The 21,522-nt window shown below is 63.2% G+C and carries 22 protein-coding genes; 12 read left to right on the top strand and 10 right to left on the bottom strand.

All coding sequences use genetic code 11. The features are described 5' to 3' along the window. The first annotated feature begins 81 nt into the window (after nucleotides 1-81). On the top strand, nucleotides 82-834 hold the full coding sequence (locus BHMPCIPO_RS05850) for a DeoR/GlpR family DNA-binding transcription regulator (protein ID WP_173515887.1): 753 nt from the start codon (nucleotides 82-84) through the stop codon (nucleotides 832-834). Nucleotides 835-898: 64 nt separating this feature from the next. Here the strand turns inward: BHMPCIPO_RS05850 and BHMPCIPO_RS05845 are convergent, their stop codons facing one another. Then, nucleotides 899-1,906, bottom strand: a complete 1,008-nt coding sequence (locus BHMPCIPO_RS05845; protein WP_173515886.1) for an asparaginase — start codon at nucleotides 1,904-1,906, stop codon at nucleotides 899-901. A 71-nt stretch (nucleotides 1,907-1,977) separates the two neighbouring features. Here BHMPCIPO_RS05845 and BHMPCIPO_RS05840 point away from each other — a divergent pair, with 71 nt between their 5' ends. Continuing rightward, nucleotides 1,978-2,715 (top strand): DUF3750 domain-containing protein, encoded by a 738-nt coding sequence (locus BHMPCIPO_RS05840; RefSeq protein ID WP_173515885.1) that lies wholly within the window; start codon nucleotides 1,978-1,980, stop codon nucleotides 2,713-2,715. A 415-nt stretch (nucleotides 2,716-3,130) separates the two neighbouring features. On the opposite strand, the gene BHMPCIPO_RS05835 is transcribed toward BHMPCIPO_RS05840, so the two are convergent. The 3 genes from BHMPCIPO_RS05835 to choX are packed head-to-tail and all read right to left on the bottom strand — an operon-like array spanning nucleotide 3,131 to nucleotide 5,930. Next, complete coding sequence (locus tag BHMPCIPO_RS05835) at nucleotides 3,131-4,129, bottom strand: NAD(P)H-quinone oxidoreductase (protein WP_173515884.1); 999 nt, start codon at nucleotides 4,127-4,129, stop codon at nucleotides 3,131-3,133. A gap of 32 nt (nucleotides 4,130-4,161) precedes the next feature. Continuing rightward, a complete protein-coding gene (locus BHMPCIPO_RS05830) occupies nucleotides 4,162-5,019 on the bottom strand; it encodes an alpha/beta fold hydrolase (protein ID WP_247957955.1) in 858 nt (285 codons plus the stop codon). After that, the gene (gene choX, locus BHMPCIPO_RS05825) at nucleotides 5,016-5,930 is read right to left on the bottom strand and encodes a choline ABC transporter substrate-binding protein (RefSeq protein ID WP_246304380.1); all 915 of its coding nucleotides are present in this window, start codon (nucleotides 5,928-5,930) and stop codon (nucleotides 5,016-5,018) included. The genes BHMPCIPO_RS05830 and choX overlap by 4 nt, the downstream gene beginning before the upstream one ends. A 124-nt stretch (nucleotides 5,931-6,054) precedes the next feature. Here choX and betI (BHMPCIPO_RS05820) point away from each other — a divergent pair, with 124 nt between their 5' ends. After that, nucleotides 6,055-6,642, top strand: coding sequence for a choline-binding transcriptional repressor BetI (gene betI, locus BHMPCIPO_RS05820; RefSeq protein ID WP_173515882.1), 588 nt, complete (start codon nucleotides 6,055-6,057; stop codon nucleotides 6,640-6,642). Between the two features lie 122 nt (nucleotides 6,643-6,764). On the opposite strand, the gene BHMPCIPO_RS05815 is transcribed toward betI (BHMPCIPO_RS05820), so the two are convergent. The 3 genes from BHMPCIPO_RS05815 to BHMPCIPO_RS05805 all read right to left on the bottom strand — a co-directional run bounded on the left by BHMPCIPO_RS05815 (nucleotide 6,765) and on the right by BHMPCIPO_RS05805 (nucleotide 9,654). Then, nucleotides 6,765-8,561, bottom strand: a complete 1,797-nt coding sequence (locus tag BHMPCIPO_RS05815) for a GGDEF domain-containing protein (protein ID WP_173515881.1) — start codon at nucleotides 8,559-8,561, stop codon at nucleotides 6,765-6,767. A gap of 205 nt (nucleotides 8,562-8,766) precedes the next feature. Then, nucleotides 8,767-9,216, bottom strand: coding sequence for a DUF3995 domain-containing protein (locus tag BHMPCIPO_RS05810; protein WP_210266414.1), 450 nt, complete (start codon nucleotides 9,214-9,216; stop codon nucleotides 8,767-8,769). Nucleotides 9,217-9,252: 36 nt separating this feature from the next. After that, nucleotides 9,253-9,654 carry a hypothetical protein gene (locus BHMPCIPO_RS05805; RefSeq protein WP_173515880.1) on the bottom strand — a complete coding sequence of 134 codons (402 nt, stop codon included), beginning with the start codon at nucleotides 9,652-9,654 and terminating at the stop codon, nucleotides 9,253-9,255. Nucleotides 9,655-9,737: 83 nt separating this feature from the next. On the opposite strand from BHMPCIPO_RS05805, the gene BHMPCIPO_RS05800 reads away from it, so the two are divergent. Then, the gene (locus BHMPCIPO_RS05800; protein ID WP_173515879.1) at nucleotides 9,738-10,319 is read left to right on the top strand and encodes a TetR/AcrR family transcriptional regulator; all 582 of its coding nucleotides are present in this window, start codon (nucleotides 9,738-9,740) and stop codon (nucleotides 10,317-10,319) included. Between the two features lie 41 nt (nucleotides 10,320-10,360). Here the strand turns inward: BHMPCIPO_RS05800 and BHMPCIPO_RS05795 are convergent, their stop codons facing one another. Further along, the gene (locus BHMPCIPO_RS05795) at nucleotides 10,361-10,909 is read right to left on the bottom strand and encodes an HdeD family acid-resistance protein (protein ID WP_173515878.1); all 549 of its coding nucleotides are present in this window, start codon (nucleotides 10,907-10,909) and stop codon (nucleotides 10,361-10,363) included. A 146-nt stretch (nucleotides 10,910-11,055) separates the two neighbouring features. Between BHMPCIPO_RS05795 and betI (BHMPCIPO_RS05790) the strand changes: the two genes are divergently transcribed. The 4 genes from betI (BHMPCIPO_RS05790) to betA all read left to right on the top strand — a co-directional run bounded on the left by betI (BHMPCIPO_RS05790) (nucleotide 11,056) and on the right by betA (nucleotide 16,539). Further along, nucleotides 11,056-11,658 carry a transcriptional regulator BetI gene (betI, locus tag BHMPCIPO_RS05790; RefSeq protein WP_173515877.1) on the top strand — a complete coding sequence of 201 codons (603 nt, stop codon included), beginning with the start codon at nucleotides 11,056-11,058 and terminating at the stop codon, nucleotides 11,656-11,658. Next, the gene (gene betC, locus BHMPCIPO_RS05785; protein WP_173515876.1) at nucleotides 11,655-13,190 is read left to right on the top strand and encodes a choline-sulfatase; all 1,536 of its coding nucleotides are present in this window, start codon (nucleotides 11,655-11,657) and stop codon (nucleotides 13,188-13,190) included. The genes betI (BHMPCIPO_RS05790) and betC overlap by 4 nt, the downstream gene beginning before the upstream one ends. A 1-nt stretch (nucleotide 13,191) precedes the next feature. Beyond that, nucleotides 13,192-14,655 (top strand): betaine-aldehyde dehydrogenase, encoded by a 1,464-nt coding sequence (gene betB, locus BHMPCIPO_RS05780; protein WP_173515875.1) that lies wholly within the window; start codon nucleotides 13,192-13,194, stop codon nucleotides 14,653-14,655. A 234-nt stretch (nucleotides 14,656-14,889) separates the two neighbouring features. Further along, entirely contained in the window at nucleotides 14,890-16,539 is a 1,650-nt protein-coding gene (gene betA, locus BHMPCIPO_RS05775; protein WP_173515874.1) for a choline dehydrogenase, read from the top strand. Between the two features lie 3 nt (nucleotides 16,540-16,542). Here betA and BHMPCIPO_RS05770 read toward each other — a convergent pair whose 3' ends face one another. Both BHMPCIPO_RS05770 and BHMPCIPO_RS05765 read right to left on the bottom strand, forming a co-directional pair. Then, nucleotides 16,543-17,025, bottom strand: a complete 483-nt coding sequence (locus tag BHMPCIPO_RS05770; protein ID WP_173515873.1) for a DUF2214 domain-containing protein — start codon at nucleotides 17,023-17,025, stop codon at nucleotides 16,543-16,545. Beyond that, on the bottom strand, nucleotides 17,022-17,411 hold the full coding sequence (locus BHMPCIPO_RS05765; RefSeq protein WP_173515872.1) for a DUF6152 family protein: 390 nt from the start codon (nucleotides 17,409-17,411) through the stop codon (nucleotides 17,022-17,024). The genes BHMPCIPO_RS05770 and BHMPCIPO_RS05765 overlap by 4 nt, the downstream gene beginning before the upstream one ends. A 323-nt stretch (nucleotides 17,412-17,734) precedes the next feature. Here BHMPCIPO_RS05765 and BHMPCIPO_RS05760 point away from each other — a divergent pair, with 323 nt between their 5' ends. The 4 genes from BHMPCIPO_RS05760 (at nucleotide 17,735) to cysN (ending at nucleotide 21,441) form a co-directional block, all read left to right on the top strand. Next, the gene (locus tag BHMPCIPO_RS05760; protein WP_173515871.1) at nucleotides 17,735-17,944 is read left to right on the top strand and encodes a hypothetical protein; all 210 of its coding nucleotides are present in this window, start codon (nucleotides 17,735-17,737) and stop codon (nucleotides 17,942-17,944) included. A gap of 235 nt (nucleotides 17,945-18,179) precedes the next feature. Further along, nucleotides 18,180-18,938 carry a phosphoadenylyl-sulfate reductase gene (locus BHMPCIPO_RS05755; RefSeq protein WP_173515870.1) on the top strand — a complete coding sequence of 253 codons (759 nt, stop codon included), beginning with the start codon at nucleotides 18,180-18,182 and terminating at the stop codon, nucleotides 18,936-18,938. A 44-nt stretch (nucleotides 18,939-18,982) separates the two neighbouring features. Beyond that, entirely contained in the window at nucleotides 18,983-19,936 is a 954-nt protein-coding gene (gene cysD / locus BHMPCIPO_RS05750) for a sulfate adenylyltransferase subunit CysD (RefSeq protein ID WP_173515869.1), read from the top strand. Further along, on the top strand, nucleotides 19,936-21,441 hold the full coding sequence (gene cysN, locus BHMPCIPO_RS05745; protein WP_173515868.1) for a sulfate adenylyltransferase subunit CysN: 1,506 nt from the start codon (nucleotides 19,936-19,938) through the stop codon (nucleotides 21,439-21,441). The genes cysD and cysN overlap by 1 nt, the downstream gene beginning before the upstream one ends. Nucleotides 21,442-21,522 lie beyond the last annotated feature (81 nt).

Genomic DNA, 21,522 nt, shown 5'->3' with positions numbered 1-21,522 from the left:
CTTTTTTGCACGAAATATCCAGATCATTCTGGATATTTCTCGATATTTCGTGCAATATCGTGAAGAGTCAAGGAGGCATTCATGCTGACAACACAGAGACGGGCTTTGATTTCCGCACGACTGGCGCGCGACGGCGAGATCGTCGCCAAGCGTCTGGCGGACGAATTGGATCTCTCGGAAGACACGATCCGGCGCGATCTCCGCGAGATGGCGGCGGAAGGCCTGTTGAAGCGTGTTCATGGCGGCGCGCTGCCGCTGGTGCCGCCGCTACCGAACTTTGCGGCACGGCAGGAGATCGCCGGCGACGTCAAACGTCGGCTTGGGCGCAAGGCCACGGCGATGATCGAGGCGGGCCAGACGATCTTTCTCGACGGCGGCACGAGCAATGCGGAAATCGCGCGGGCGCTGCCACGCGAGATGCGGCTGACCGTGGTCACCCACAGCCCGACAATCGCCGCCGAGCTCGAACGCCACGAAGCCGAAGTGATCCTGATCGGCGGCCGCCTCTACAAGCACTCGATGGTTGCTACGGGAGCGGCCGCCTTGGCCGCCATCGCCGGCATTCGCGTCGACCTGTTCTTTCTCGGCGTCACCGCCATTCATCCCGTCCATGGCGTCTCGACCGGCGACTTTGAAGAGGCGGCCGTCAAGCGCGCGATCCTAAAGCAGGCCGCAGATACCTATGTGCTTGCGACGGCTGAGAAATTCGGCGCGGTCTCGCCACACCGCGTGGCCGGGATCGCCGATCTGGCCGGCTTCATCGTGGCTGAGGAAATCGAGGACGGGGTGCTCGCGCCCTATGACGACGCGAACATCGCGATGATCAAGGCCTGATGTCGCCGACGGATTGACCCGACCGGGATGCTCGCAGACGCGTGGACTCCTCGGCTCGCACGTCTCAGGCGGCAAAAGCCTCCGTCACCCTGACATCGCCGACATGGATGCCGTTCCAGTTCCGCATCGAGTGGTTGGCCTGCGCCATCAGGGCTGCATGCAGCTCCGGCTCGTCGCGGAAGAAGCGGGCAAGCGTTGCCGCAATCATGGCCTCTGCCGCCCGCGTCGTGCCATCCTCGCATTTCAGAGCGATCGCGATGCCCTTCTCCGGAATGGCGGCGCAGAAGACACCCTCGGCGCCGGTCTTGGCGAAGATGCGGCCGGGCGCCGTTTTCATGAGCCGCGTGCAGGCGCGCTTGGTGCCGGCCACGAAGAAGGGCTCGGCCATGCAGGCCTCGATCAGCCGCTTGGAGGCGCGGGCACGTTCCGGCCCAAGGCCGGCGCCGGTCGCCATCTTCGCAAAACCATGCGCCAAGCCCTTGAGCGGCACGGCATAGGTCGGGATCGAGCAGCCGTCGACGCCGCAATTGTCCTTGGCGAGGATCGCACCCGTCAAGCTTTCCATCGTACCGCGGATTTCCCGCTGCAGTGGGTGGTCGTAGCCGACATAGCCCCTTGCTTCGGTACCCGAATGGCAACAGGCGCAAATGAAACCCGCGTGTTTGCCGGAGCAATTGTTGTGAAGCGCGGTCGGCGCATCGAGGCTGCGGGCCTGGGCGATCAGCGTCTTCTGGTCGGACGACCAATGGGCGCCGCATTCGAGCGCCGAGACATCGCGGCCAGCTGCTGCAAGCATCTTGGCGGCAAGTTCCACATGCTCCGGCTCGCCGGAATGGGACGAACAGGCAAGCGCCAGTTCCTTGTTGCCGAAGCCGTAGGCGTCAGCGGCGCCGCTTTCCATCAATGGCAGCGCCTGCATCGCCTTGCAGGCAGAGCGCGGGAACACGGCGGTGTCGGTTTCGCCGAGCGAAAAGACGGTGCGGCCGTCGCCATCGACGGCGATCACAAGGCCGCGATGGCGGCTTTCGACGAGGTTTCCACGGGTGACTTCGACGAGAACGGGATTCGACATGCCTTGCCCTCAAATATCCGAAATTGCTCCGTGCATTTAGCAGGATTCCAGCGTCAGGAAACGGAGTTTTCATGAAATTCGCCCGCAGGCTCGCCGCCGTCTTTCTGGTCATCTACCTGCTGCCGGCGCTGGCCTCGGCCGGCTGGTGGTACATGCAGAACCGGCCGCAGAGCTGGCGGGATGCGGATTGGTCTTCGGCTGGCATCCTGCCCAAGGCGGCAGATAGTTCGGATGCAGCGATCTATGTGTTCTCGGCAACGACGGGCGGCATGAAGGGCGCCATCGCCAGCCACGCCTGGATCGTCACCAAGGAACAGGGTGCGCCCGCCTACAACCGCTACGACAAGGTCGGCTGGGGCAAGCCGATCCGCCGGAACGGCTATCCGGCGGACGCCCGCTGGTACTCCAACGAACCGCGGCTGGTCGTCTCCGTGACCGGCACCGAGGCCAGCCGACTGATCCCGAAAATCGAGGCGGCGATCGCCACCTATCCCTATGCTTCGCCCGGCGGCTACCGGATCTGGCCAGGCCCGAACTCCAACACCTTCGTCGCCCATGTGTTGCGCTCGGTGCCGGAACTCGGCGCGGCGCTGCCGCCCGACGCCGTCGGCAGGGATTATCTGCCGGAGGGCAAGCTGTTCCAGATCGATGCCGATAGCCGCGACATGCACGCAACGCTTTATGGTCTGGCCGGCATTTCGGCCGGGGTGCGCAGCGGCCTCGAGCTGCATTTCTTCGGCCTCGTCGCCGGCTTCGATTTTGCCAGGCCCGGCATCAAGATCCCGGCACTCGGGCGTTTCGGGGTCTGATCTGCGGAGTTCGCACTACCCGAGGTGGAGGCCCGCACGCATTGTGCGGGAAATGGAAAAGGGCCGCCCGAGGCGACCCTTCCATGAGTTCTGGCCAAGTGAGTGGCCCGGGCTTTAGGCCCGAAGGAAGGCGGGGATCAGGCCGAGGGCTGCCTCGACACGTTCACCTCTCCCATGCCCTTCACCAAGACCGAAATCTCATTAGACATTGGATCACCTTCCTTTCTGTTCGTTGCTGATCAGTCGAAGGTAAGCGATCCGTCTCCAATTACAAGATCGACGATAGTCGGAGATCGTCGCAATGCTCGCGATCACAAGAACCGCATGATCGCCGCGATCACCGGGGCCTGATGATCGTTCCGATCACAGAGACATGATGATCGTTCCGATCACAGGGACATGATGATCTCGCCGATCACAGGGACATGATGATCTTGCCGATATGGTCGCCCCCTTCCATCTGGCGATGGCCGTCGGAAACCGCGCTGAAGGGCAGAACCGAATGGATGACCGGCGCGACCTTGCCCGTCTCCAACAGCGGCCAGACCTTCTCCATAAGGCCGTCTCGGATCGCCTGCTTCTCCGCCGCAGTGCGTGGGCGAAGAGCCGAGCCCATGACATGGAGCCGTTTCGTCAGGATCGGCGCGATGTTCGCCCCCTCCACCTTGGCGCCGCCGAGGAAGGCGATGATCGAAAGGCGTCCGTCTTTCGCAAGCGATGCAATGTTACGATCGAAGTAGCGCCCGCCAACCATGTCGAGAATGACGTCGACGCCGCGTCCGCCTGTTTCCTCGAGCGCGACGACCTTGAAGTCCTCGTCGCGATAGTTGATCGCGCGCTTGGCACCCAGCGCCTCGCAGGCCCGGCATTTCTCGGCGCTGCCGGCGGTGACGAGAACCTCGGCACCGAAGGCCTTGGCGAGTTGGATCGCCGTCGTGCCGATGCCGCTCGAGCCACCATGGACGAGGATCGTCTCGCCCGCCTTGAGACCGGCCATGTCGAAGACATTGGCCCAGACGGTGAAGAATGTTTCCGGCAGCGCGGCCGCCTTCACCGCGTCATAGCCCTTCGGCCAGGCGAGCGCCTGGGTCGCGGGTACTGCCGCGTATTCCGCATAACCGCCGCCATTGGCGAGCGCGCAGACCTTGTCGCCGATCCGAAAGCCCTCGGCCCCCTCGCCCAACGCCACGATCTCGCCCGCCACCTCGAGGCCGAGGATCGGGCTTGCGCCCGGCGGCGGCGGATAGTCGCCCTTACGCTGCAGGACATCGGGGCGGTTGATGCCGGCCGCCTCCACGCGAACCAGGATGTCGCCGGGCTTGACCTCGGGCAACGGCCCCTTCTTCAGGACCATGTTTTCCGGTCCGCCCGGGGCCGGAACATCGACGAAATTCATTTCTGACGGAAGGGACATGGCATTACCTCATGCTCACTGATGTGCCCCATCTAGCGCTGGCGATACGTCGCGGAAAGAGCTTCCGTCGTACCGATAGAGCCGTCCTCGGCCGACAGGAAGGAGAGTATGTGTTCGGCCACAAGGGCGGGACTCTCCCAGTGCGGATTATGACCGTGCCCGTCCAGAGTGATCAAGCGGGCCGCGACGAGGGTGGCGGCAAGCTGCTGGCGATGTCCGGCATCGAAAAGCGGATCCTCGCTGCCGGCGATCGCCAGGACCGGCATCCGCAGGTGCCGCGCGCTGGTGCGCAGGTCGGTAACGGCCAGGCCATCGAGGACGGTGTGCCATATCCGTGTCGGTATGTCCGCGGCCTCCTCGCGCATGCAACCCAGAAATTCGCCATCGACCGGACGGCTGCAGGCGTGCCAGCTGTTGAAGAACGCATCGTCCCGATGAAGCGGATCCTTCAACGCGCGGATCGCCTGGGCCGTCGGATTGGTCGCGTCGAGCCCGGGCAGCAGGCTGCCGGACAGCAGGACGAGCGTGCGGACCAGATCCGGCCGCACGGCGGCAAAGGCGATTGCTGTCATCGCGCCCATGGAATGGCCGACGACAACGACGTCGCTGAGCGCCAGCCGGTCTGCCAGGCAATCGAGGTCCCGGGCAAAATCGGCAACCGTCGTCTGCCCCGCTTGCGAGCCGCCGTGTCCGGCAAGATCGGGAATGATGAGGCGATGACCGACCAGATGAGGCGCGATCAGCGAGAAACTGCGGCTGCTGTCAGAATAGCCGTGCAGGAGCAACAGCACCGGACCTTGGCCCTGATCGACATAGGCGAACTGACGCCCGCCTGGTAGTTCGAGCCGCTTCTTCAGTGAACCCCAATGCCGTTGGTCGATGCCGGTCACAGCCCGAGCGCGGCCTTGACCGCGGCAGAACCCGGCTGCCCATCGAACGTCGTCACGCCGGCGAGCCAGGCGTCGAGCCGCTGCGGTTCCTCCTTGATCGCCTTTTGCCCGGCCTCATCCGGCGCCAGCCCGTCGTTCATCAGGTAGCCCATGCCGCGGTTCTCGAAGTCGATGTCGAACACGAGATTGTTGAGGAGTTTCGCCACGTTCGGGCACTCCTGCAGGTAGCCCTTGCGCACCTGGGTGGAGACGGTCGCGGCGCCGAAGTCCGGCCCGTAGAACTTGTCGCCGCCGGTCAGATACTTGATCGAGAGCGTCGTGTTCATCGGATGTGGCGCCCAGCCCTGAAACACGATGAAAGATTTGTCGCGCACCCGGCGGGTGACCTCGGCCAACATCCCCTGTTCGCTCGATTCGACCACTTCCCAGCCATCGAGCCCGAGGCTCGGGTCCTTGATCGCATCGAGCATCAGCTGATTGGAGCCCGGCTCGATGCCGTACATCTTCTTCTCGAACCTGTCGGCGAAAGTTTTCAGGTCGGCGAAGTCCCTGACCCCGGACTCCCAGACATAATCGGGCACGGCGAAGGTATATTTCGCGCCCTTGAGGTTGGTGCGCACGGTCTCGACCGAACCGTCGTCCTTGTAGGGCTTGTAATAACTCACCATCGCCGGATCCCAATAGCCGAGAAAGATGTCGAGATCGCCGCTGCGCAGGCTGGTATAGATGACGTCGATGCCGAGCAGCTTGCTCTCCGGCTCATAGCCAAGCGCCTTCAGCACCGTCAGCCCCACGCCCGTGGTGAAGGCCAGATCGTTCCATCCGGGCTCTGCCAGCCGCACGCGCCGACAGGCCTCGGGGTCGCCGGCAAGGACCGGGTTGGTGGCAGCAATGAGCGCAATGGTGGACATCAAGAGTTTCAGATCCGGCATAGCTTTCTCCCAACTTGTCCATATGGACTAAAAATTGTCCCATGGGTCAACAATTGATCTTTCCGGAAAGTTTGTCAATGTGGGAATCGTTTGGAGAGGGCCCATGCGACTGACGAGGATAAGTGAGATCAGGCGACGCGAGCTGCGCCGGGCGGCCTTCGAGGTGCTGCAAAAAGAAGGCATGGCCGGCGCGACGCTGGAGAAGGTGGCGATGCATGCCGGCGCCTCCAAAGGCATCGTGCTGCATTATTTCGCCAACAAACAGGAGCTCTTCGAACATGCGATGCGCGAGGCGAATGCCGCGCTGAAGGAAGCGGTGGTCGAACGGCTGAACCGGGCGCGCACGCCCCGCGAGCGGCTGGAGGCAATCATCGAGGCGAATTTCGAGGAACGCTTCTTCCAGCCCTCAGTCTGCCATGCCTGGCTTTCCCTCTGCGCCGAGGTGCCGCGCGAACCGCAACTCGCCCGAATCCAGAAGGTCATTCACGCCCGTATGCGCTCGAACCTTCTCTCCGCGCTGGCTCATCTGTTGCCGGAAGACGAATGCGAGGCCGCGGCGCTCGGCATCACATCATTGATCGACGGGTTATGGCTGCGGCTCGGCTTGCAATCGGGTGGACTGACGCGTGAGATGGCGCTCGCGCAGATGCGCGATTATCTCGCTCACCGCGTGCCTGCACTGGCGGGCTGAACTGGCCTGGAGGTTAGATCGTTTCACTGTTTCATGGAAACAATGAAACGATCTAACCCTCTGAAATTACGCAATCCCGACGGAAAACCGTTTCACACTTTTCCTGGGAACTGCTCCAGATCTCAGCCCCCGAGCGCGTCCAGGACGAGCCCGGCTTCGTTGGTCTTGGCGCGGGACTTGATTTCGGCGATGCGGGCGCTGACGGCCTGGGCGTCGGAAAAGACGAAGCCTTCCGGCAGCCCGAGCACTGCGATCGAACAGCGCATCAGCGGAAATTCCTTCGGCGAGCCGTCGCGGCCGTAGCCGCTGATGCGCCCTTCCGCCTGATGCTCCGGCGAATAGAGCTGGCGCACGTCGGAACGGAAATCGTCGAGCAGGCGGTTCAGCACCGCCTCCAGTTCCTCCACCGAGCAGCCGCTGACACCAACGAAGAAATCATCGCCGCCGACATGGCCGAGGAATTTTTCCTCGCCGATGAAGTGCCGGCGCAAGAGCGCGGCGAACAGCGTGATCGCGAGATCACCCTTCTGGAAGCCGTAGGTGTCGTTGAAGGGTTTGAAGTCGTCGAAGTCGCAATAGCAGAAGTAACGCGCCTGATCACCGTCGAGGATCGCGTCCTGGACGTAGTCGCGGATGGCGCGGTTGCCGGGCAGGCCCGTCAGCGGGTTCTGCTCCTGCGCCATCTTCAACTGCTTTTCGTTGATGATCTTCAGAAGCGACGAAGCCGAGAGCGTGCCGGCATAGCGCATGTCCTCCGTCAGGATCAGGCAGTCGCTGCCGTCCATGCCGGCAAAGATCTTCAGCATCTCGTCGGCGGGCGTATCGAGATCGGCGATCGGTGCCGGGCTGACGAAATGCGAAATGCGCCGCTGGTAGATCCTGTTCTTCAGGAGATCGCGGCCGAAGGGGTGATAGATCAGCTCCTTGACGTGATATTCGTGCAGGATGCCGCGCGGTTCGCCATTGGCGTTGAGCACCGGGAAGAAGCCCTGGCGCGGGTTCCGCCGGAAGAGATCGAAGACGGAATCGAGCTCGTCGCTTTCGCGCACCGTCGGGAGCTGCTCGATCTGCTTGCGAATCAAGATGCCGTCCAGCGAGGACGAAGAGCGTCTGCCGCTCACGCTCTGATCGAGATGCGGATAGGCAGGTAGAAGCTCGCTGAGATGTGTCGTCGGCCGGGCGACGTAATAGCCCTGCACGAGATCGCAGCCGAGATCGCGGCAGGTGAGAAACTCGGCCTCCGTCTCGACGCCCTCGGCGATGACGCGCGTGCCGAGCACATGGGCGGTGTTGACGGTATGGCGGACGAGATGACGTTTGCGGGCATCCGCTTCGATGCCGGAGATGAAATGCCGGTCGATCTTCACGTAATCGACCGGCTGATCGCAGAGCAGCTTCAACCCGTTGAAGCCGGCACCGAAATCGTCAATGGCGAGCTTGAAGCCGGCGAGCCGGAGATCGCGCACGAGCGCGGAGAAGTCCGGCATCTTGCCGCTGTCGAAACGCTCGGAAAGCTCGAAGCAGAGCGACGACGGGGCAATGTTGGCGCGCTTCAGGTGATTGACGAGCCGCTCGACGATATCGCCTTCGCCGCCGACAAGCCGCGAGTCGAAGTTGAGGAACAGGGTGCGAGCGGAATAATCGGGCAGCGTCGCGAAACCGGCGACGGCGCGGCTGTTGATCATGTGCTCGAGCGCCAGCAGTTGCCCTGACTCCTCGGCCTTGTCGAGCAGTTCCAGCGGCGAGGCAAAGCCGAGCTTCTGGAAGCCGCGCATCAGCGATTCGTAGCCGAAGACGGTGCCGGTCGCCGCTTCGGCGATCGGCTGGAAGGCGCTCTCGATCACCAGCTTGGCGAGCGTAACGATCTGGTCGTCGCCGAACCGGCGCAGCGAGAGGATTTCGGCGGGGGCGGCGGACATGCCGGGCTCCAGAGGCTTAAGAACGGACGATCGGACGTCGGCAGCATGGCCGCCAAGAGTCAACGAAGTCTTTCCCCACTATGAAGCTTTGATGAAAGCTATGTGACAGCCGCAACCGCCCAAGACCAATCAAACCACTCTAATGAAATCAGTAGTTTCATGAGCAAGTCCTGTCACCAGTCAATGTCCGGCAGAAGACCAGTCTTCAGTTGGAAACGCGCCAGGCGAGAACGAGCAACGCCAGGTATCCGGCACCGATAGCCAAGCAGAGGGGACCGTAAATGCGGCGGTCGAGAGTCGCGAAGGGTTCGGTGCCGTGGCGTCGGCGAAAGGCCGTCGTGAAAGCCAACACCCCGCGGACGACAAAGATGGCCGCAAGGACGGCAAGCCCGCTATAGGCCAAGGTCGCGGGCAACGCGCCCGCCAAGACGGGCGTCACGGACAATGGCACGAGCGCTGCGGCGAAAATGAGCGCGGCGACGAGGAGCGTCAGCCAGACCGGCGGCATTACCGAGCGATGTTCTGTCCCGACCACTGTGCGCACCAGCGATGCCTCGTCGTCACAGGGCCAAAGCCCACCCAGTGCCCAATAGGCGTGCAGCCCGGCGATACCGGCAAGAACGAGGAAAAGCAGGATCGCGATCGCCGTCAACATGGCTGGTACCTTGTTCGCCTGTTTGTGGAAGCCGCCTCAGGCGGCCATGGGTGATGCAGGCCTTGTGCCCGACCGCGCGCCGATCGCCGCGAATGCGGCCATGACGGCGAAGGCCACCCATTGCGGCGTGTTCCAGAGAGAGCCGAGATAAGCAAAACCATAGCCGATGAAGAGCGCCGCGTAGGCGAGATATTGCGCGATCACCGCACCTGCCAGGGGTGCGCGATAACGTCCGTTCACGGCGGCAAACAGTAGCGCCAGACTGTTGATCAGGAGGATGGCGCTCGTCGCGTGCCACAGAAGCGAGACATAGGTCTGCAGCAGCGGCGATGGGCTGCTTGCAAGCAGAGGCACATGCACTTCCGGCCCGCCGGCGAAGAGATGGATACCCGTTGTCACCAGGGACAGAACGCCCGCCGCCAGAAGCCATCTGTTCATGAGTTCATCTCCACGCGTCACCATACGGCAGCGTATGTACGCCATTAGGTTGCATTGGTCAATACGGTGGCGTATGGAAAGCCATGGCGACAAAAGACACCCTCACGAGCGATGACTGGATCAAGGCCGCCTTCCGAGCGCTGACAGAGGGCGGCGTGCAGGCGATACGGGCTGAAGCCATTGCTCGCGACCTGAAAGTGAGCAAGGGTTCGTTCTATTGGCATTTCAGGGATGTGCCGGATCTGAAGGCGCAGATGCTTAGCCACTGGGCGCGCGAAGCAACCGAGGCCATCATCGCCGAGGTGGAGTCGCACGAGGTGCCGGCAGATAAGCAATTACGACTGCTGGTGGACTCCGCCACCGACGACCGCAACCTTGCCTATGGCGGCATGCTGACCGAAGGCGCAATTCGTGAATGGGCGCGTTTCGACGCCGCGGCCGCGACTATCCTCAAATCGGTAGACGAGCGGCGCATTGCCTATGTCGCCGATCTCCTCGGCCGTTGTGGATTTTCCTCAATCCGCAGCCGCAGCGGCGCCAATGCACTCTACGGCGCCCTGATCGGTCTCGAAGCCTTGGCCGCAGGTGGGCTTGCCGATCTTCGCGGTGACCTGCTCGGGCTGTTGGAGACGCTGCTTCGCAGCTGTGACGCCGGGGCAGAATGAGAAAAGTGCGTGTTTTCCACTCGCTTTGACAGCGTACGCTCCTAGCCCTTCGCCAGCACACCGAAGGCGATCAGTGACAGTCCCTGCATCACCAGGTCGACGGCCAGGAACAGGCCGAGGATCCACAGGCTGTTGACCGGCCAGCCGGCAGCGATGATCAGGCCAGCCGCGAGTGTGACCAGACCACCGAGCGCCACCCAGCCCCAGCCCTGCACCGGCCGGAGCTTGAGACCGACCCAGACGCGGAAGCAGCCGGCGATGATCAGCGCGATCGCCATTACGAAGGTCAGGAAGGACGAGGCGAGCAAGGGATTGATGAAGGCAAAAAGGCCGGCGATCGTGTAGCAGGCTCCGCTGAGGCCCCAGTAGAGCACGCTGTCCCAGCCCTTGACCTGGAAGGCGTGGGCGAGATTGAAAAGCCCGCCTACCAGCATGATGATCCCGACATAGTAGACCGAGGCGACGGTCGCCATCAGCAGGTTGCCGAAGGCGAGACCACCGCACATGATCAACAGCACGCCGAGTGCTACGAACCATCCCCATTTGCGGGCAACCGCCGTCTTGTCGGCCTGATCGAATGCATGGGTCATTTCAACCTCCAGTCCATCGAGTCGCAGGATCGCTACCGGGAGGATTGAGCCGGATTTCTCGGAAAAAGGAAAGCAAAAACACCGAAGATTTTTATTGATTGATGAGTCAATCAAAAATAAACTGACCGGCGTCAATGGAGAAACGGATGCCAAAGGTCGGAATGGAGCCGGTGCGCCGCAAGGCGCTGGTGGACGCAGCACTTCGCGTGATCGGCGACCAGGGTACGCTGACCGTCACCATGTCCGAGATCGCCCGCCACGCCGGCGTCTCCCCTGCCCTTGCCCATCACTATTTCGGCAGCAAGGAACAATTGCTGATCGAGACGATCCGAAGCCTCCTAAGGCAGTTGCGCGACGATACGGTGACGGCGCTTCGCACGGTGGCGGGCCCGCGCGAAAAGCTGAGTGCGCTCATCCGCGTCTCCTTCCAGGCAAGCCAGTTCGCCCCCGACACCGTCGCCGCATGGCTTGCCTTCTATTCGGAGGCGCAACGGTCGGAAGAGGTGCGGCGGCTGCTCGTCGTCTATGCCCGGCGCCTGCGCTCCAATCTCATGGCGAGCCTCAAGGCGCTTTGTGCCGACGATGACGCGGAACGCATCGCCGAGGGCGCTGCTGCGATGATCGACGGACTTTATATCCGCCAGAGTCTGCGTTCCGCGCCGATCAGCATCGAAGCCTCGATCGCGCTCACCGAAGACTACGTCAACTCGCACATCGATCGGCTCAATCACCAGGGAACGGCCGCATGACCGCAAGACCGAACATCCTGATCATCATGGTCGACCAGTTGAACGGAAAACTCTTTCCGGATGGACCGGCCGCGTTCCTGCATGCGCCGAACCTGAAGGCGCTCGCCGCCCGCTCGGCGCGCTTCCGCAACAACTACACCTCGTCGCCGCTCTGCGCGCCGGCCCGCGCTTCCTTCATGGCCGGGCAATTGCCGAGCCGCACCCGCGTCTACGACAATGCTGCCGAGTACCAGTCCTCGATCCCGACCTATGCGCATCACCTGCGCCGGGCCGGCTACTACACGGCGCTTTCCGGCAAGATGCACTTCGTCGGCCCGGATCAGTTGCACGGCTTCGAGGAACGGCTGACCACCGACATCTATCCGGCCGATTTCGGCTGGACGCCCGACTATCGCAAGCCGGGCGAGCGCATCGACTGGTGGTACCACAATCTCGGCTCGGTCACCGGCGCCGGCGTCGCCGAGATCACCAACCAGATGGAATATGACGACGAGGTCGCCTTCCTCGCCAACCAGAAGCTCTACCAGCTCTCGCGCGAGAATGACGACGCGGACCGCCGCCCCTGGTGCCTGACCGTCTCCTTCACCCACCCGCACGACCCTTATGTGGCGCGCAAGAAGTTTTGGGACCTCTATGAGGGCTGCGAACATCTGCTGCCCGAGGTCGGCATGCTGTCGGAGGATCAGCAGGATCCGCATTCCAAGCGTATCATGCATTCCTGCGACTACGGCAATTTCAACCTGACGGAAGACAATATCCGCCGCTCGCGCCGGGCCTACTTCGCCAACATCTCCTATCTCGACGAGAAGGTCGGCGAGCTCATCGACACGCTGACGCGCACCCGCATGCTCGACGACACGCTGATCCTCTTCTGCTCGGATCACGGCGACATGCTCGGCGAGCGCGGCCTGTGGTTCAAGATGAACTTCTTCGAGGGCTCGGCCCGCGTGCCGCTGATGGTCGCCGGTCCGGGCGTTGCACCCGGCCTGCACCTGGCGCCGACCTCCAATCTCGACGTGACGCCGACGCTTGCCGATCTCGCCGGCATTTCCATGGACGAGGTGAAACCCTGGACCGACGGCATCAGCCTCGTGCCCATGATCAACGGCGAGGAGCGCAGCGAACCGGCGCTGATGGAATATGCGGCGGAAGCGTCCTACGCGCCGCTCGTCGCCATCCGCGAAGGCAAGTGGAAATATATCCACTGTGCGCTCGATCCGGACCAGCTCTACGATCTCGAGGCGGATCCGCTGGAACTCAAGAATCTCGCCGCCAATCCGGAAACGCCGGTGCAGGCGGCGACGCTGCAGGCCTTCCGCGACATGCGCGCCGCTCATTGGGACATGGACGCCTTCGATGCGGCCGTGCGCGAAAGCCAGGCGCAGCGCTGGGTGGTCTACGAGGCGCTCCGCAACGGCGCCTATTACCCATGGGATCACCAGCCGCTGCAGAAGGCATCCGAGCGCTATATGCGCAACCATATGAACCTCGACAATCTCGAGGATTCCAAACGCTATCCGCGGGGAGAATGACATGAAAGCCCAACCGCAAGCCTCGCACTTCATCGACGGCGAATATGTCGAGGACATCGCCGGCACCGTCATCGAGAGCATCTATCCGGCGACCGGCGAAGTGATCGCCCGGCTCTATGCGGCAACGCCCGCGATCGTCGAAAAGGCGATTGCGGCCGCCAAGCGTGCCCAGCCGGAATGGGCGGCGATGAGCCCGACGGCGCGCGGCCGTATCCTCAAGCGCGCCGCCGAGATCATGCGCGAAAGGAACCGCGAGCTCTCCGAGCTCGAGACGCTCGACACCGGCAAGCCGATCCAGGAGACGATCGTCGCCGATCCGACATCCGGCGCCGACAGCTTCGAATTCTTCGGCGGCGTCATCGCCACGGCGCTCAACGGCGATTACATCCCGCTCGGCGGCGACTTCGCCTATACCAAGCGCGTGCCGCTCGGCGTCTGCGTCGGCATCGGCGCCTGGAACTATCCGCAGCAGATCGCTTGCTGGAAGGGCGCACCGGCGCTCGCCGCCGGCAACGCCATGGTCTTCAAGCCGTCGGAAAACACGCCGCTCGGCGCGCTGAAAATCGCCGAAATTCTGATCGAGGCGGGCCTGCCGAAGGGTCTCTACAACGTCATCCAGGGTGATCGCTCAACCGGTCCGCTGCTCGTCAATCATCCTGACGTCGCCAAGGTGTCGCTGACCGGCTCGGTGCCGACCGGCAAGAAAGTGGCGGGTGCGGCCGCAGCCGAACTCAAGCATGTCACCATGGAACTCGGCGGCAAGTCGCCGCTGATCGTCTTCGATGATGCCGATCTCGAAAGCGCCATCGGCGGCGCCATGCTCGGCAATTTCTATTCGACCGGACAGGTCTGCTCCAACGGCACCCGCGTCTTCGTCCAGAAGGGCATCAAGGAACAGTTCCTGACGCGGCTCAAAGCCCGCACCGAGGCAATCGTCATCGGCGATCCCATGGACGAGGCGACGCAGCTCGGGCCGATGGTTTCCATGCCGCAGCGCGACAAGGTCTTTTCCTATATCGAGAAGGGCAAGGCCGAAGGGGCGCGGCTCGTCACCGGCGGCGGCATTCCAAATGCCGTCAACACAGCCGGCACCTATATCCAGCCGACGGTCTTTGCCGACGTCACCGACGACATGACGATCGCCCGCGAAGAGATCTTCGGCCCGGTCATGTGCGTGCTCGACTTCGACGACGAAGCCGAGGTGATCGCGCGTGCCAATGCGACCGAGTTCGGGCTTTCGGCCGGCGTCTTCACCGCAGACATCACCCGCGCACACCGTGTCGTCGACCAGCTCGAGGCGGGCACGCTGTGGATCAACACCTACAATCTCTGCCCGGTGGAGATCCCCTTCGGCGGCTCGAAGCAGTCCGGCTTCGGCCGTGAGAACTCGGTGGCGGCACTCAACCACTACAGCGAGTTGAAGACCGTCTATGTCGGCATGGGGCCGGTGCAGGCGCCTTATTGAGATTGGGGTTTGCCCCTCTCCTCGGGTTTAACCTGAGGACTGGCCCTCTTCCCGCTGGCGGGGAGAGGGGACGTGCCACACGAGCAGTTCGAGAGTGCACAAAACGGTGCGGCAACGTCCCTTCGCCCCGCTTGCGGGGAGAAAGTGCCGGCAGGCGGATGAGGGGCGCATCTCCTCACCCGCGCGGATGACGGGCATGCCGAGGGGCAATCAGCTAGAAGAAAGACCACGCTTATGCAGGCAGATTACATCATCATCGGCTCCGGCTCGGCCGGTTCGGCGCTCGCCTATCGCCTTTCCGAAAACGGCAAGAATACCGTCATAGTGCTGGAATATGGCGGCTCGGACGTCGGTCCCTTCATCCAGATGCCGGCGGCGCTTGCCTGGCCGATGAGCATGAAGCGCTACAACTGGGGCTATCTCTCCGAGCCCGAGCCGAACCTCAACAACCGGCGCATCACCGCGCCGCGCGGCAAGGTGATCGGCGGTTCGTCGTCGATCAACGGTCTCGTCTATGTGCGCGGTCACGCGGAAGACTTCAACCGCTGGGAAGAACTCGGCGCGCGCGGCTGGGCCTATGCCGATGTGCTTCCCTATTTCAAGCGCATGGAGCATTCGCATGGCGGCGAAGCCGGCTGGCGCGGCACCGACGGGCCGCTGCACGTCAAGCGTGGTCCGGTGCATAATCCGCTGTTCCACGCCTTCATCAAGGCCGGAGAGCAGGCGGGCTTCGAGCTCACCGACGACTATAACGGCTCTAAACAGGAAGGCTTCGGGCTGATGGAGCAGACCGTCTGGCAGGGTCGGCGCTGGTCGGCGGCAAATGCCTATCTGAAGCCGGCGATGAAGCGCCAGAACGTCTCGCTCGTGCGCTGCTTCGCTCGCCGGATCATCCTTGAGAACGGCCGGGCGACCGGCGTCGAGATCGAACGCGGTGGCAAGATCGAGATCGTGAAGGCAAACCGCGAAGTGGTCGTCTCGGCGTCCTCGTTCAACTCGCCGAAGCTGCTGATGCTCTCGGGCATCGGCCCGGCTCAGCACCTGAAGGACATGGGCATCGAGGTGAAGGTCGACCGGCCGGGCGTCGGGCAGAACCTGCAGGACCATATGGAATTCTATTTCCAGCAGGTCTCGACCAAGCCGGTGTCGCTCTATTCCTGGCTGCCCTGGTTCTGGCAGGGGGTTGCCGGCGCGCAATGGCTGTTCTTCAAGAAAGGCCTAGGCATTTCCAACCAGTTCGAGGCCTGCGCCTTCCTGCGCTCCGCCCCCGGGGTCAAGCAGCCGGACATCCAGTATCATTTCTTGCCGGTGGCGATCAGCTATGACGGCAAGGCGGCCGCCAATACACACGGCTTCCAGGTGCATGTCGGCTACAACCTCTCGAAGTCGCGCGGCAACGTCACGCTGCGGTCATCCGACCCGATGGCCGACCCGGTCATCCGCTTCAACTATATGAGCCACCCGGAGGACTGGGAGAAGTTCCGCCACTGCGTGCGCCTGACCCGCGAGATCTTCAGCCAGAAAGCCTTCGACCACTATCGCGGTCCGGAGATCCAGCCGGGCGAGAAGGTGCAGTCGGACGAGGAGATCGACGCGTTCCTGCGCGAGCACCTGGAAAGCGCCTATCACCCCTGCGGCACCTGCCGGATGGGTGCGAAGGACGATCCGATGGCGGTCGTCGATCCGGAGACCCGCGTCATCGGCGTCGAGGGCCTTCGCGTCGCCGACTCGTCGATCTTCCCGCACGTGACCTATGGCAATCTCAACAGCCCTTCGATCATGACCGGCGAAAAGGCGGCCGACCACATTCTCGGCAAGCAGCCGCTCGCCCGCTCCAACCAGGAGCCGTGGATCAACCCGCGCTGGCAGGTCAGCGACCGCTAACGGCTATCCGACGAAGCCGATCCAGCGGCCGGCGAGCAACGCACCGAGCCACAGGATGAAGGAGGCCAGCGCCTGCACACGCAGGCGCTGGGCTATTGCTCCGCCTACGATGGCGATTGACCAGCCACGACTCATACGGACCGAAAGCGCGTTCAACGTGCCGAGCGTCAGAAACGCGAGCTTGGTCAGAAATGCCGGATTGGCGAGATAGGCGGAAGGCCTGACGCTGAAGAGGCAAAGGCCGGTGACGACGGCCAGGATGAGGCCAATCACTGCTGCCCGAGCAAGGAACGGGCCGAGCACCGCGACCGGCGCGTGCCCGACGAGACCGAGCAGCCTGAGGTCAAGCGGCAGGATGGCGCCGATGAGCAGGCCAATCGCCAGGATGTGGGCTGCGTTGACCAGCAGATAAAGAAGCGCCGAGCGTCTGAGCGCCGCGCCGACCGGCCAGCCGGCGATCCAATCGACGAGGTCCGCCGCGCTCATCCACCGGCCCGGATGCGTTCCGGATAGATGTCATAGGTCTTTCCGACAACGGTGATGCGCACCGCCTTCATGCGCTTTTCGCTGGGGTCGAGCGAACGGTTGCCGAGAACGACGATCGCATCGCCTGCCTTGGCCGCCCCTTCGACAAAGCCGGAGCGCTCCGTCTGCCGGGGATTGCCGAGTTCGACGCGCCACATACCATCCGTGGTTGATTCCACCTGAAGGGTCGGATGCGGCGGCGCCATCGAGATCTCGCGAATGATGCCCTTGAGCTCGATCTGGTCGGCCTCGGCCCAGGACCAGCCGTGATGGGCGTAAGCGCCGGTTACCAGAAGCCCCGTCAGAATGACCGCGGCAACACCACGGTGCGATATGGCTTTCAACATCTGCCCGCTCCTTCGCCAGTTTCGAAGAGGCGGCAGCTTGAACCCGAAGAACGATTTGCGAAAGGACGTGGTCTTCAACACTTCTTGAGCGTCGCCATTCAACTGCCGCCTGCGGCAGCGATGACCAGGGGTTGCGCGAAACCATACTCAGCAGCTTGAAATTTCGCCGATGACGGCAGATCCGCCGCGTGATAACGCGTGCTCCATCCCGTCATCGTCATCACTCCCCTGCCAAGGCGAGCTCGCGTCCCGATGCCCATGCGGCCTTGTCCGCGGCATCGCCCGAGGATGATTTGCCTTGCGGGCAACCGCAGAACGTTATCATGACAATCAAGACACGACTGCTCGTGTGCTTGTCCCTGCTCGCCGTCGCCATGCTGATCATGATCGTCACGGCCTTCAATGCGATGACTTCGGTTGTGCGCCGTCTCGTACGGCCCCGGAGATCGCCGCCCCTCGCCTGCACGCGCCTTGAGCCGCAAGCTTCGCCTATCGCGGCGCTGCCACAGGAGGATGGTCGGGCTGAGTTTTGACGATCGATGCAAAGAAGGCGTGGACCGCCTGGATCGCGCCTTCCCGTGTCAAACGGTGTCTATCACCGCAATTAAAGTATAAAATCTAGTAATTTACTAGTCTATATTCGGTTTTTCGCTGCCTTTCGTTCTGAGAGGCAGATTTGCTCCAAACAAAGAGCATTAGAAACCGCTATTTCTGTCCATTGCCGCATTGGGCTGCGATATTCCGACCAAGTTGGAACAGGACGCAGCCATGACCACGTCATCCCTCGAAACCACCGCCAAGGCACTGAACGAGACGCTCGAGGGCCTGGATCTCGCCGGTCGGCTGGCGCTTGTCGCAAGCCTTGACGGGCGGGCCGTCTTCACGACCTCGCTCGGCATCGAGGACCAAGTGATCACCGCGGTCATCGGCGAGAACAAGCTTTCCGTCGATGTCGCAACGCTGGAGACCGGCCGCCTGTTCAACGAGACGGTCGCCCTCATCGACAAGACGGAAGAAACCTACGGTATCCTGATCAAGCGCTATCATCCGGAGCAGGCCGACATCGACGCCTATGCGGCGCGCTACGGCCTCAACGGCTTCTATGAGAGCGTCGAGGCGCGGCATGCCTGTTGTGACGTGCGCAAGCTGAAGCCGCTTGCGCGCGCACTCGAAGGGGCAACCTTCTGGATCACCGGCCTGCGCCGCGGCCAGTCCGGCAATCGCGCCTCGACCCCATTTGCCGAGGCCGATCTCGACCGTGGCCTCATCAAGGTCAACCCGCTGGCAGACTGGGACATCGAGACCATCCGCGCTTACGTCGCCGCCAATGCCGTTCCGGTGAACCCGCTGCACGCGCGCGGCTATCCGTCGATCGGCTGCGAGCCCTGCACCCGCGCCATCAAGCCCGGCGAGCCGGAGCGCGCCGGACGCTGGTGGTGGGAGAACGACGAGAAGCGCGAATGTGGTCTGCACGTTCCGGAAGCCGCCGCCAGTTCCATCATCCCGAATTCGAGCAGCGCCGCCTGAGGGCTGGCGCGCTCCTCTGAAGACAAATCCTCCCGGAGACTGAAATGCCCCATACCCATCCGGAAACGGAACTGCATAACCCGCAGAGCACCAAGCCGCCGCTCGACCCGCATCTGAAGGCGTTGGAGAACGAGGCGATCCACATCTTCCGCGAAGTGGCGGCCGAGTTCGAGCGCCCGGTCATGCTCTATTCGATCGGCAAGGATTCCTCGGTGCTCTTGCATCTGGCGCGCAAGGCCTTTTACCCCGGCCGCGTGCCCTTCCCGCTGTTGCACGTCAACACCGGCTGGAAGTTCGCCGAGATGATCGCGTTTCGCGACGAGATCGTCGAGCGCTACGATCTCGATCTGATCGAGCACATCAATCCGCGCGGTGCCGCCGAGAACGTCACGCCGTTTTCCCACGGTTCGGCGCTCTATACCGACATCATGAAGACCGAGGCGCTGCGCCAGGCGCTCGACGCCGGCCAGTTCGATGCGGCCTTCGGCGGCGCACGGCGCGACGAGGAAGCAAGCCGCGCCAAGGAGCGCATCTACTCGTTCCGCACGCCTGACCATCGCTGGGATCCGCGCAACCAGCGTCCGGAACTCTGGAACGTCTACAACGGCATGATCCGCAAGGGTGAAAGCGTGCGCGCCTTCCCGCTGTCCAACTGGACCGAGGTCGACATCTGGCGTTACATCCAGGCCGAGGACATTCCGATCGTACCGCTCTACTTCGCTGAGAAGCGGCCGATCGTCGAACGCGACGGCATGATGATCCTTGCCGAGGATCCGCGCCTCGAACTGTTGCCGGGCGAGACCAAGCGCGAAGAAGTGATCCGCTTCCGCACGCTCGGTTGCTTCCCGCTGACCGGCGCTATCCGCTCGAACGCCACGACGCTCGACGACATCATCTCCGAACTCGAAACCGCGACCGTTTCCGAACGCCAGGGCCGCGCCATCGACCGCGACCAGTCCGGCTCGATGGAAAAGAAGAAACGCGAAGGATATTTCTGATGACTGCACCCGCAACCGCGAATGCCGTTCAGGACGTTGCTGCTGGCGAGGTCCTCGCCTTCCCGGCGCACGAGTCGGCGCGCGCCACCCGTGACAGCCGCCCGCTTCGCCTCATCACCTGCGGCTCGGTCGACGACGGCAAGTCGACATTGATCGGCCGCCTGCTCTGGGACACCAAGGCGGTCAAGGAAGACCAGGCGGCGACGCTGCAGCGCGATTCCAACGGCAAGCAGAACGATCTCGGTCTGCCCGACTTCGCGCTGCTGCTCGACGGCCTGCAGGCCGAGCGCGAACAGGGCATCACCATCGACGTCGCCTATCGCTATTTCTCGACCGACAAGCGCTCCTTCATCGTCGCCGACACGCCCGGCCACGAGCAATATACCCGCAACATGGCAACCGGCGCCTCGACCGCCGACCTCGCCGTGCTGCTCGTCGACGCCCGCGTCGGCCTGCTCGAGCAGACCCGCCGGCATGCGACGATCGCGACGCTGATGGGCATCAAGCAGTTCGTGCTGGCGGTCAACAAGATCGACCTGACCGACTACGACCGCGCCCGTTTCGAGCAGATCAGCCACGAGTTCAAGGAATTGGCGCTGTCGCTCGGTGTGCGCCAGGTCACGGCGATTCCGGTCTCGGCACTGAAGGGCGAAAACGTCGTCTATGACGGCAGCGCCTCAATGCCGTGGTACGAGGGCCCGACGCTGATCGAGGTGCTGGAACTGGCAACGACACGCTCGGCCCAGACCGTCGGTTTCCGCCTGCCGGTACAGCGCGTTTCACGCCCGGGCGAAAGCTTCCGCGGCTATCAGGGCACGGTTGCCGGCGGTTCGGTGAAGCCCGGCGACAGCGTCGTCATCCTTCCCTCCGGCATGGTCGCCAACGTGACCAAGATCGTCACCTTCGACCTCGTGCGCAACGCCGCCGTTGCCGGCGACGCGATCACGCTCGTGCTCGACCGGCAGGTCGACGTGTCGCGCGGCGACATGATCGTGGCGATCGACAGCCAGCCGCTGACCGGCCTGGCCTTCGACGCACAGCTCGTTGCCCTGCAGCCGGAAGGCATCCAGCCGGGCAAGCGCTACTGGCTGAAGAGCGGCAGCCGCCGCCAGCGCGTCCAGGTTCAGCCCATCAGCCAGCTCGACCTCAAGAGCGGCAAGTGGAACCACGCCGAGCAACTACCGATGAACGCCATCGGCAAGGTGCATCTCGCCTTCGACGAGCAGGCGATCTTCGACACCTACGAGCAGAACCGCACCACCGGTGCCTTCATCCTGATCGACCCGGACACCAACAATACGGTGGCCGGCGGCATGATCACGGCGAAGCGTTCGGCGCTCGGCGGCATTCACACGGAAGACGCCCGCGTCATCCTCTCGCTGCCGGCCGACCTCGCCGATCAGTTGATGGCGACCGAACTGTTCTCGAGCCGCCGCGAGGAGGCCGAAGTCCGGCGTGTAAGCGCCGGCAAGGCAATCGAGATCATCGACGACATCGACGGCTGACCGACAGCCGCAACAGATAGCAAAAAGGGGCCTGGTCGAGGCCCCTTTTTTTTGCTTGAACGGCGACCGCTCCCGGACGCG

The organism is Ensifer sesbaniae, assembly GCF_013283665.1.
GTDB classification, from domain to species: domain Bacteria; phylum Pseudomonadota; class Alphaproteobacteria; order Rhizobiales; family Rhizobiaceae; genus Ensifer; species Ensifer sesbaniae.
This window is presented reverse-complemented; position numbering and strand designations above follow the sequence as displayed.

Bases quoted from the DNA above. Each gene is read 5' to 3' on its own strand.
- BHMPCIPO_RS05850 (WP_173515887.1), top strand. From the start codon at position 82: ATGCTGACAACACAGAGACGGGCTTTGATTTCCGCACGACTGGCGCGC.
- BHMPCIPO_RS05845 (WP_173515886.1), bottom strand. From the start codon at position 1,906: ATGTCGAATCCCGTTCTCGTCGAAGTCACCCGTGGAAACCTCGTCGAA.
- BHMPCIPO_RS05840 (WP_173515885.1), top strand. From the start codon at position 1,978: ATGAAATTCGCCCGCAGGCTCGCCGCCGTCTTTCTGGTCATCTACCTG.
- BHMPCIPO_RS05835 (WP_173515884.1), bottom strand. From the start codon at position 4,129: ATGTCCCTTCCGTCAGAAATGAATTTCGTCGATGTTCCGGCCCCGGGC.
- choX (WP_246304380.1), bottom strand. From the start codon at position 5,930: ATGTCCACCATTGCGCTCATTGCTGCCACCAACCCGGTCCTTGCCGGC.
- betI (WP_173515882.1), top strand. From the start codon at position 6,055: ATGCGACTGACGAGGATAAGTGAGATCAGGCGACGCGAGCTGCGCCGG.
- BHMPCIPO_RS05815 (WP_173515881.1), bottom strand. From the start codon at position 8,561: ATGTCCGCCGCCCCCGCCGAAATCCTCTCGCTGCGCCGGTTCGGCGAC.
- BHMPCIPO_RS05810 (WP_210266414.1), bottom strand. From the start codon at position 9,216: ATGTTGACGGCGATCGCGATCCTGCTTTTCCTCGTTCTTGCCGGTATC.
- BHMPCIPO_RS05805 (WP_173515880.1), bottom strand. From the start codon at position 9,654: ATGAACAGATGGCTTCTGGCGGCGGGCGTTCTGTCCCTGGTGACAACG.
- BHMPCIPO_RS05800 (WP_173515879.1), top strand. From the start codon at position 9,738: ATGGCGACAAAAGACACCCTCACGAGCGATGACTGGATCAAGGCCGCC.
- BHMPCIPO_RS05795 (WP_173515878.1), bottom strand. From the start codon at position 10,909: ATGACCCATGCATTCGATCAGGCCGACAAGACGGCGGTTGCCCGCAAA.
- betI (WP_173515877.1), top strand. From the start codon at position 11,056: ATGCCAAAGGTCGGAATGGAGCCGGTGCGCCGCAAGGCGCTGGTGGAC.
- betC (WP_173515876.1), top strand. From the start codon at position 11,655: ATGACCGCAAGACCGAACATCCTGATCATCATGGTCGACCAGTTGAAC.
- betB (WP_173515875.1), top strand. From the start codon at position 13,192: ATGAAAGCCCAACCGCAAGCCTCGCACTTCATCGACGGCGAATATGTC.
- betA (WP_173515874.1), top strand. From the start codon at position 14,890: ATGCAGGCAGATTACATCATCATCGGCTCCGGCTCGGCCGGTTCGGCG.
- BHMPCIPO_RS05770 (WP_173515873.1), bottom strand. From the start codon at position 17,025: ATGAGCGCGGCGGACCTCGTCGATTGGATCGCCGGCTGGCCGGTCGGC.
- BHMPCIPO_RS05765 (WP_173515872.1), bottom strand. From the start codon at position 17,411: ATGTTGAAAGCCATATCGCACCGTGGTGTTGCCGCGGTCATTCTGACG.
- BHMPCIPO_RS05760 (WP_173515871.1), top strand. From the start codon at position 17,735: ATGACAATCAAGACACGACTGCTCGTGTGCTTGTCCCTGCTCGCCGTC.
- BHMPCIPO_RS05755 (WP_173515870.1), top strand. From the start codon at position 18,180: ATGACCACGTCATCCCTCGAAACCACCGCCAAGGCACTGAACGAGACG.
- cysD (WP_173515869.1), top strand. From the start codon at position 18,983: ATGCCCCATACCCATCCGGAAACGGAACTGCATAACCCGCAGAGCACC.
- cysN (WP_173515868.1), top strand. From the start codon at position 19,936: ATGACTGCACCCGCAACCGCGAATGCCGTTCAGGACGTTGCTGCTGGC.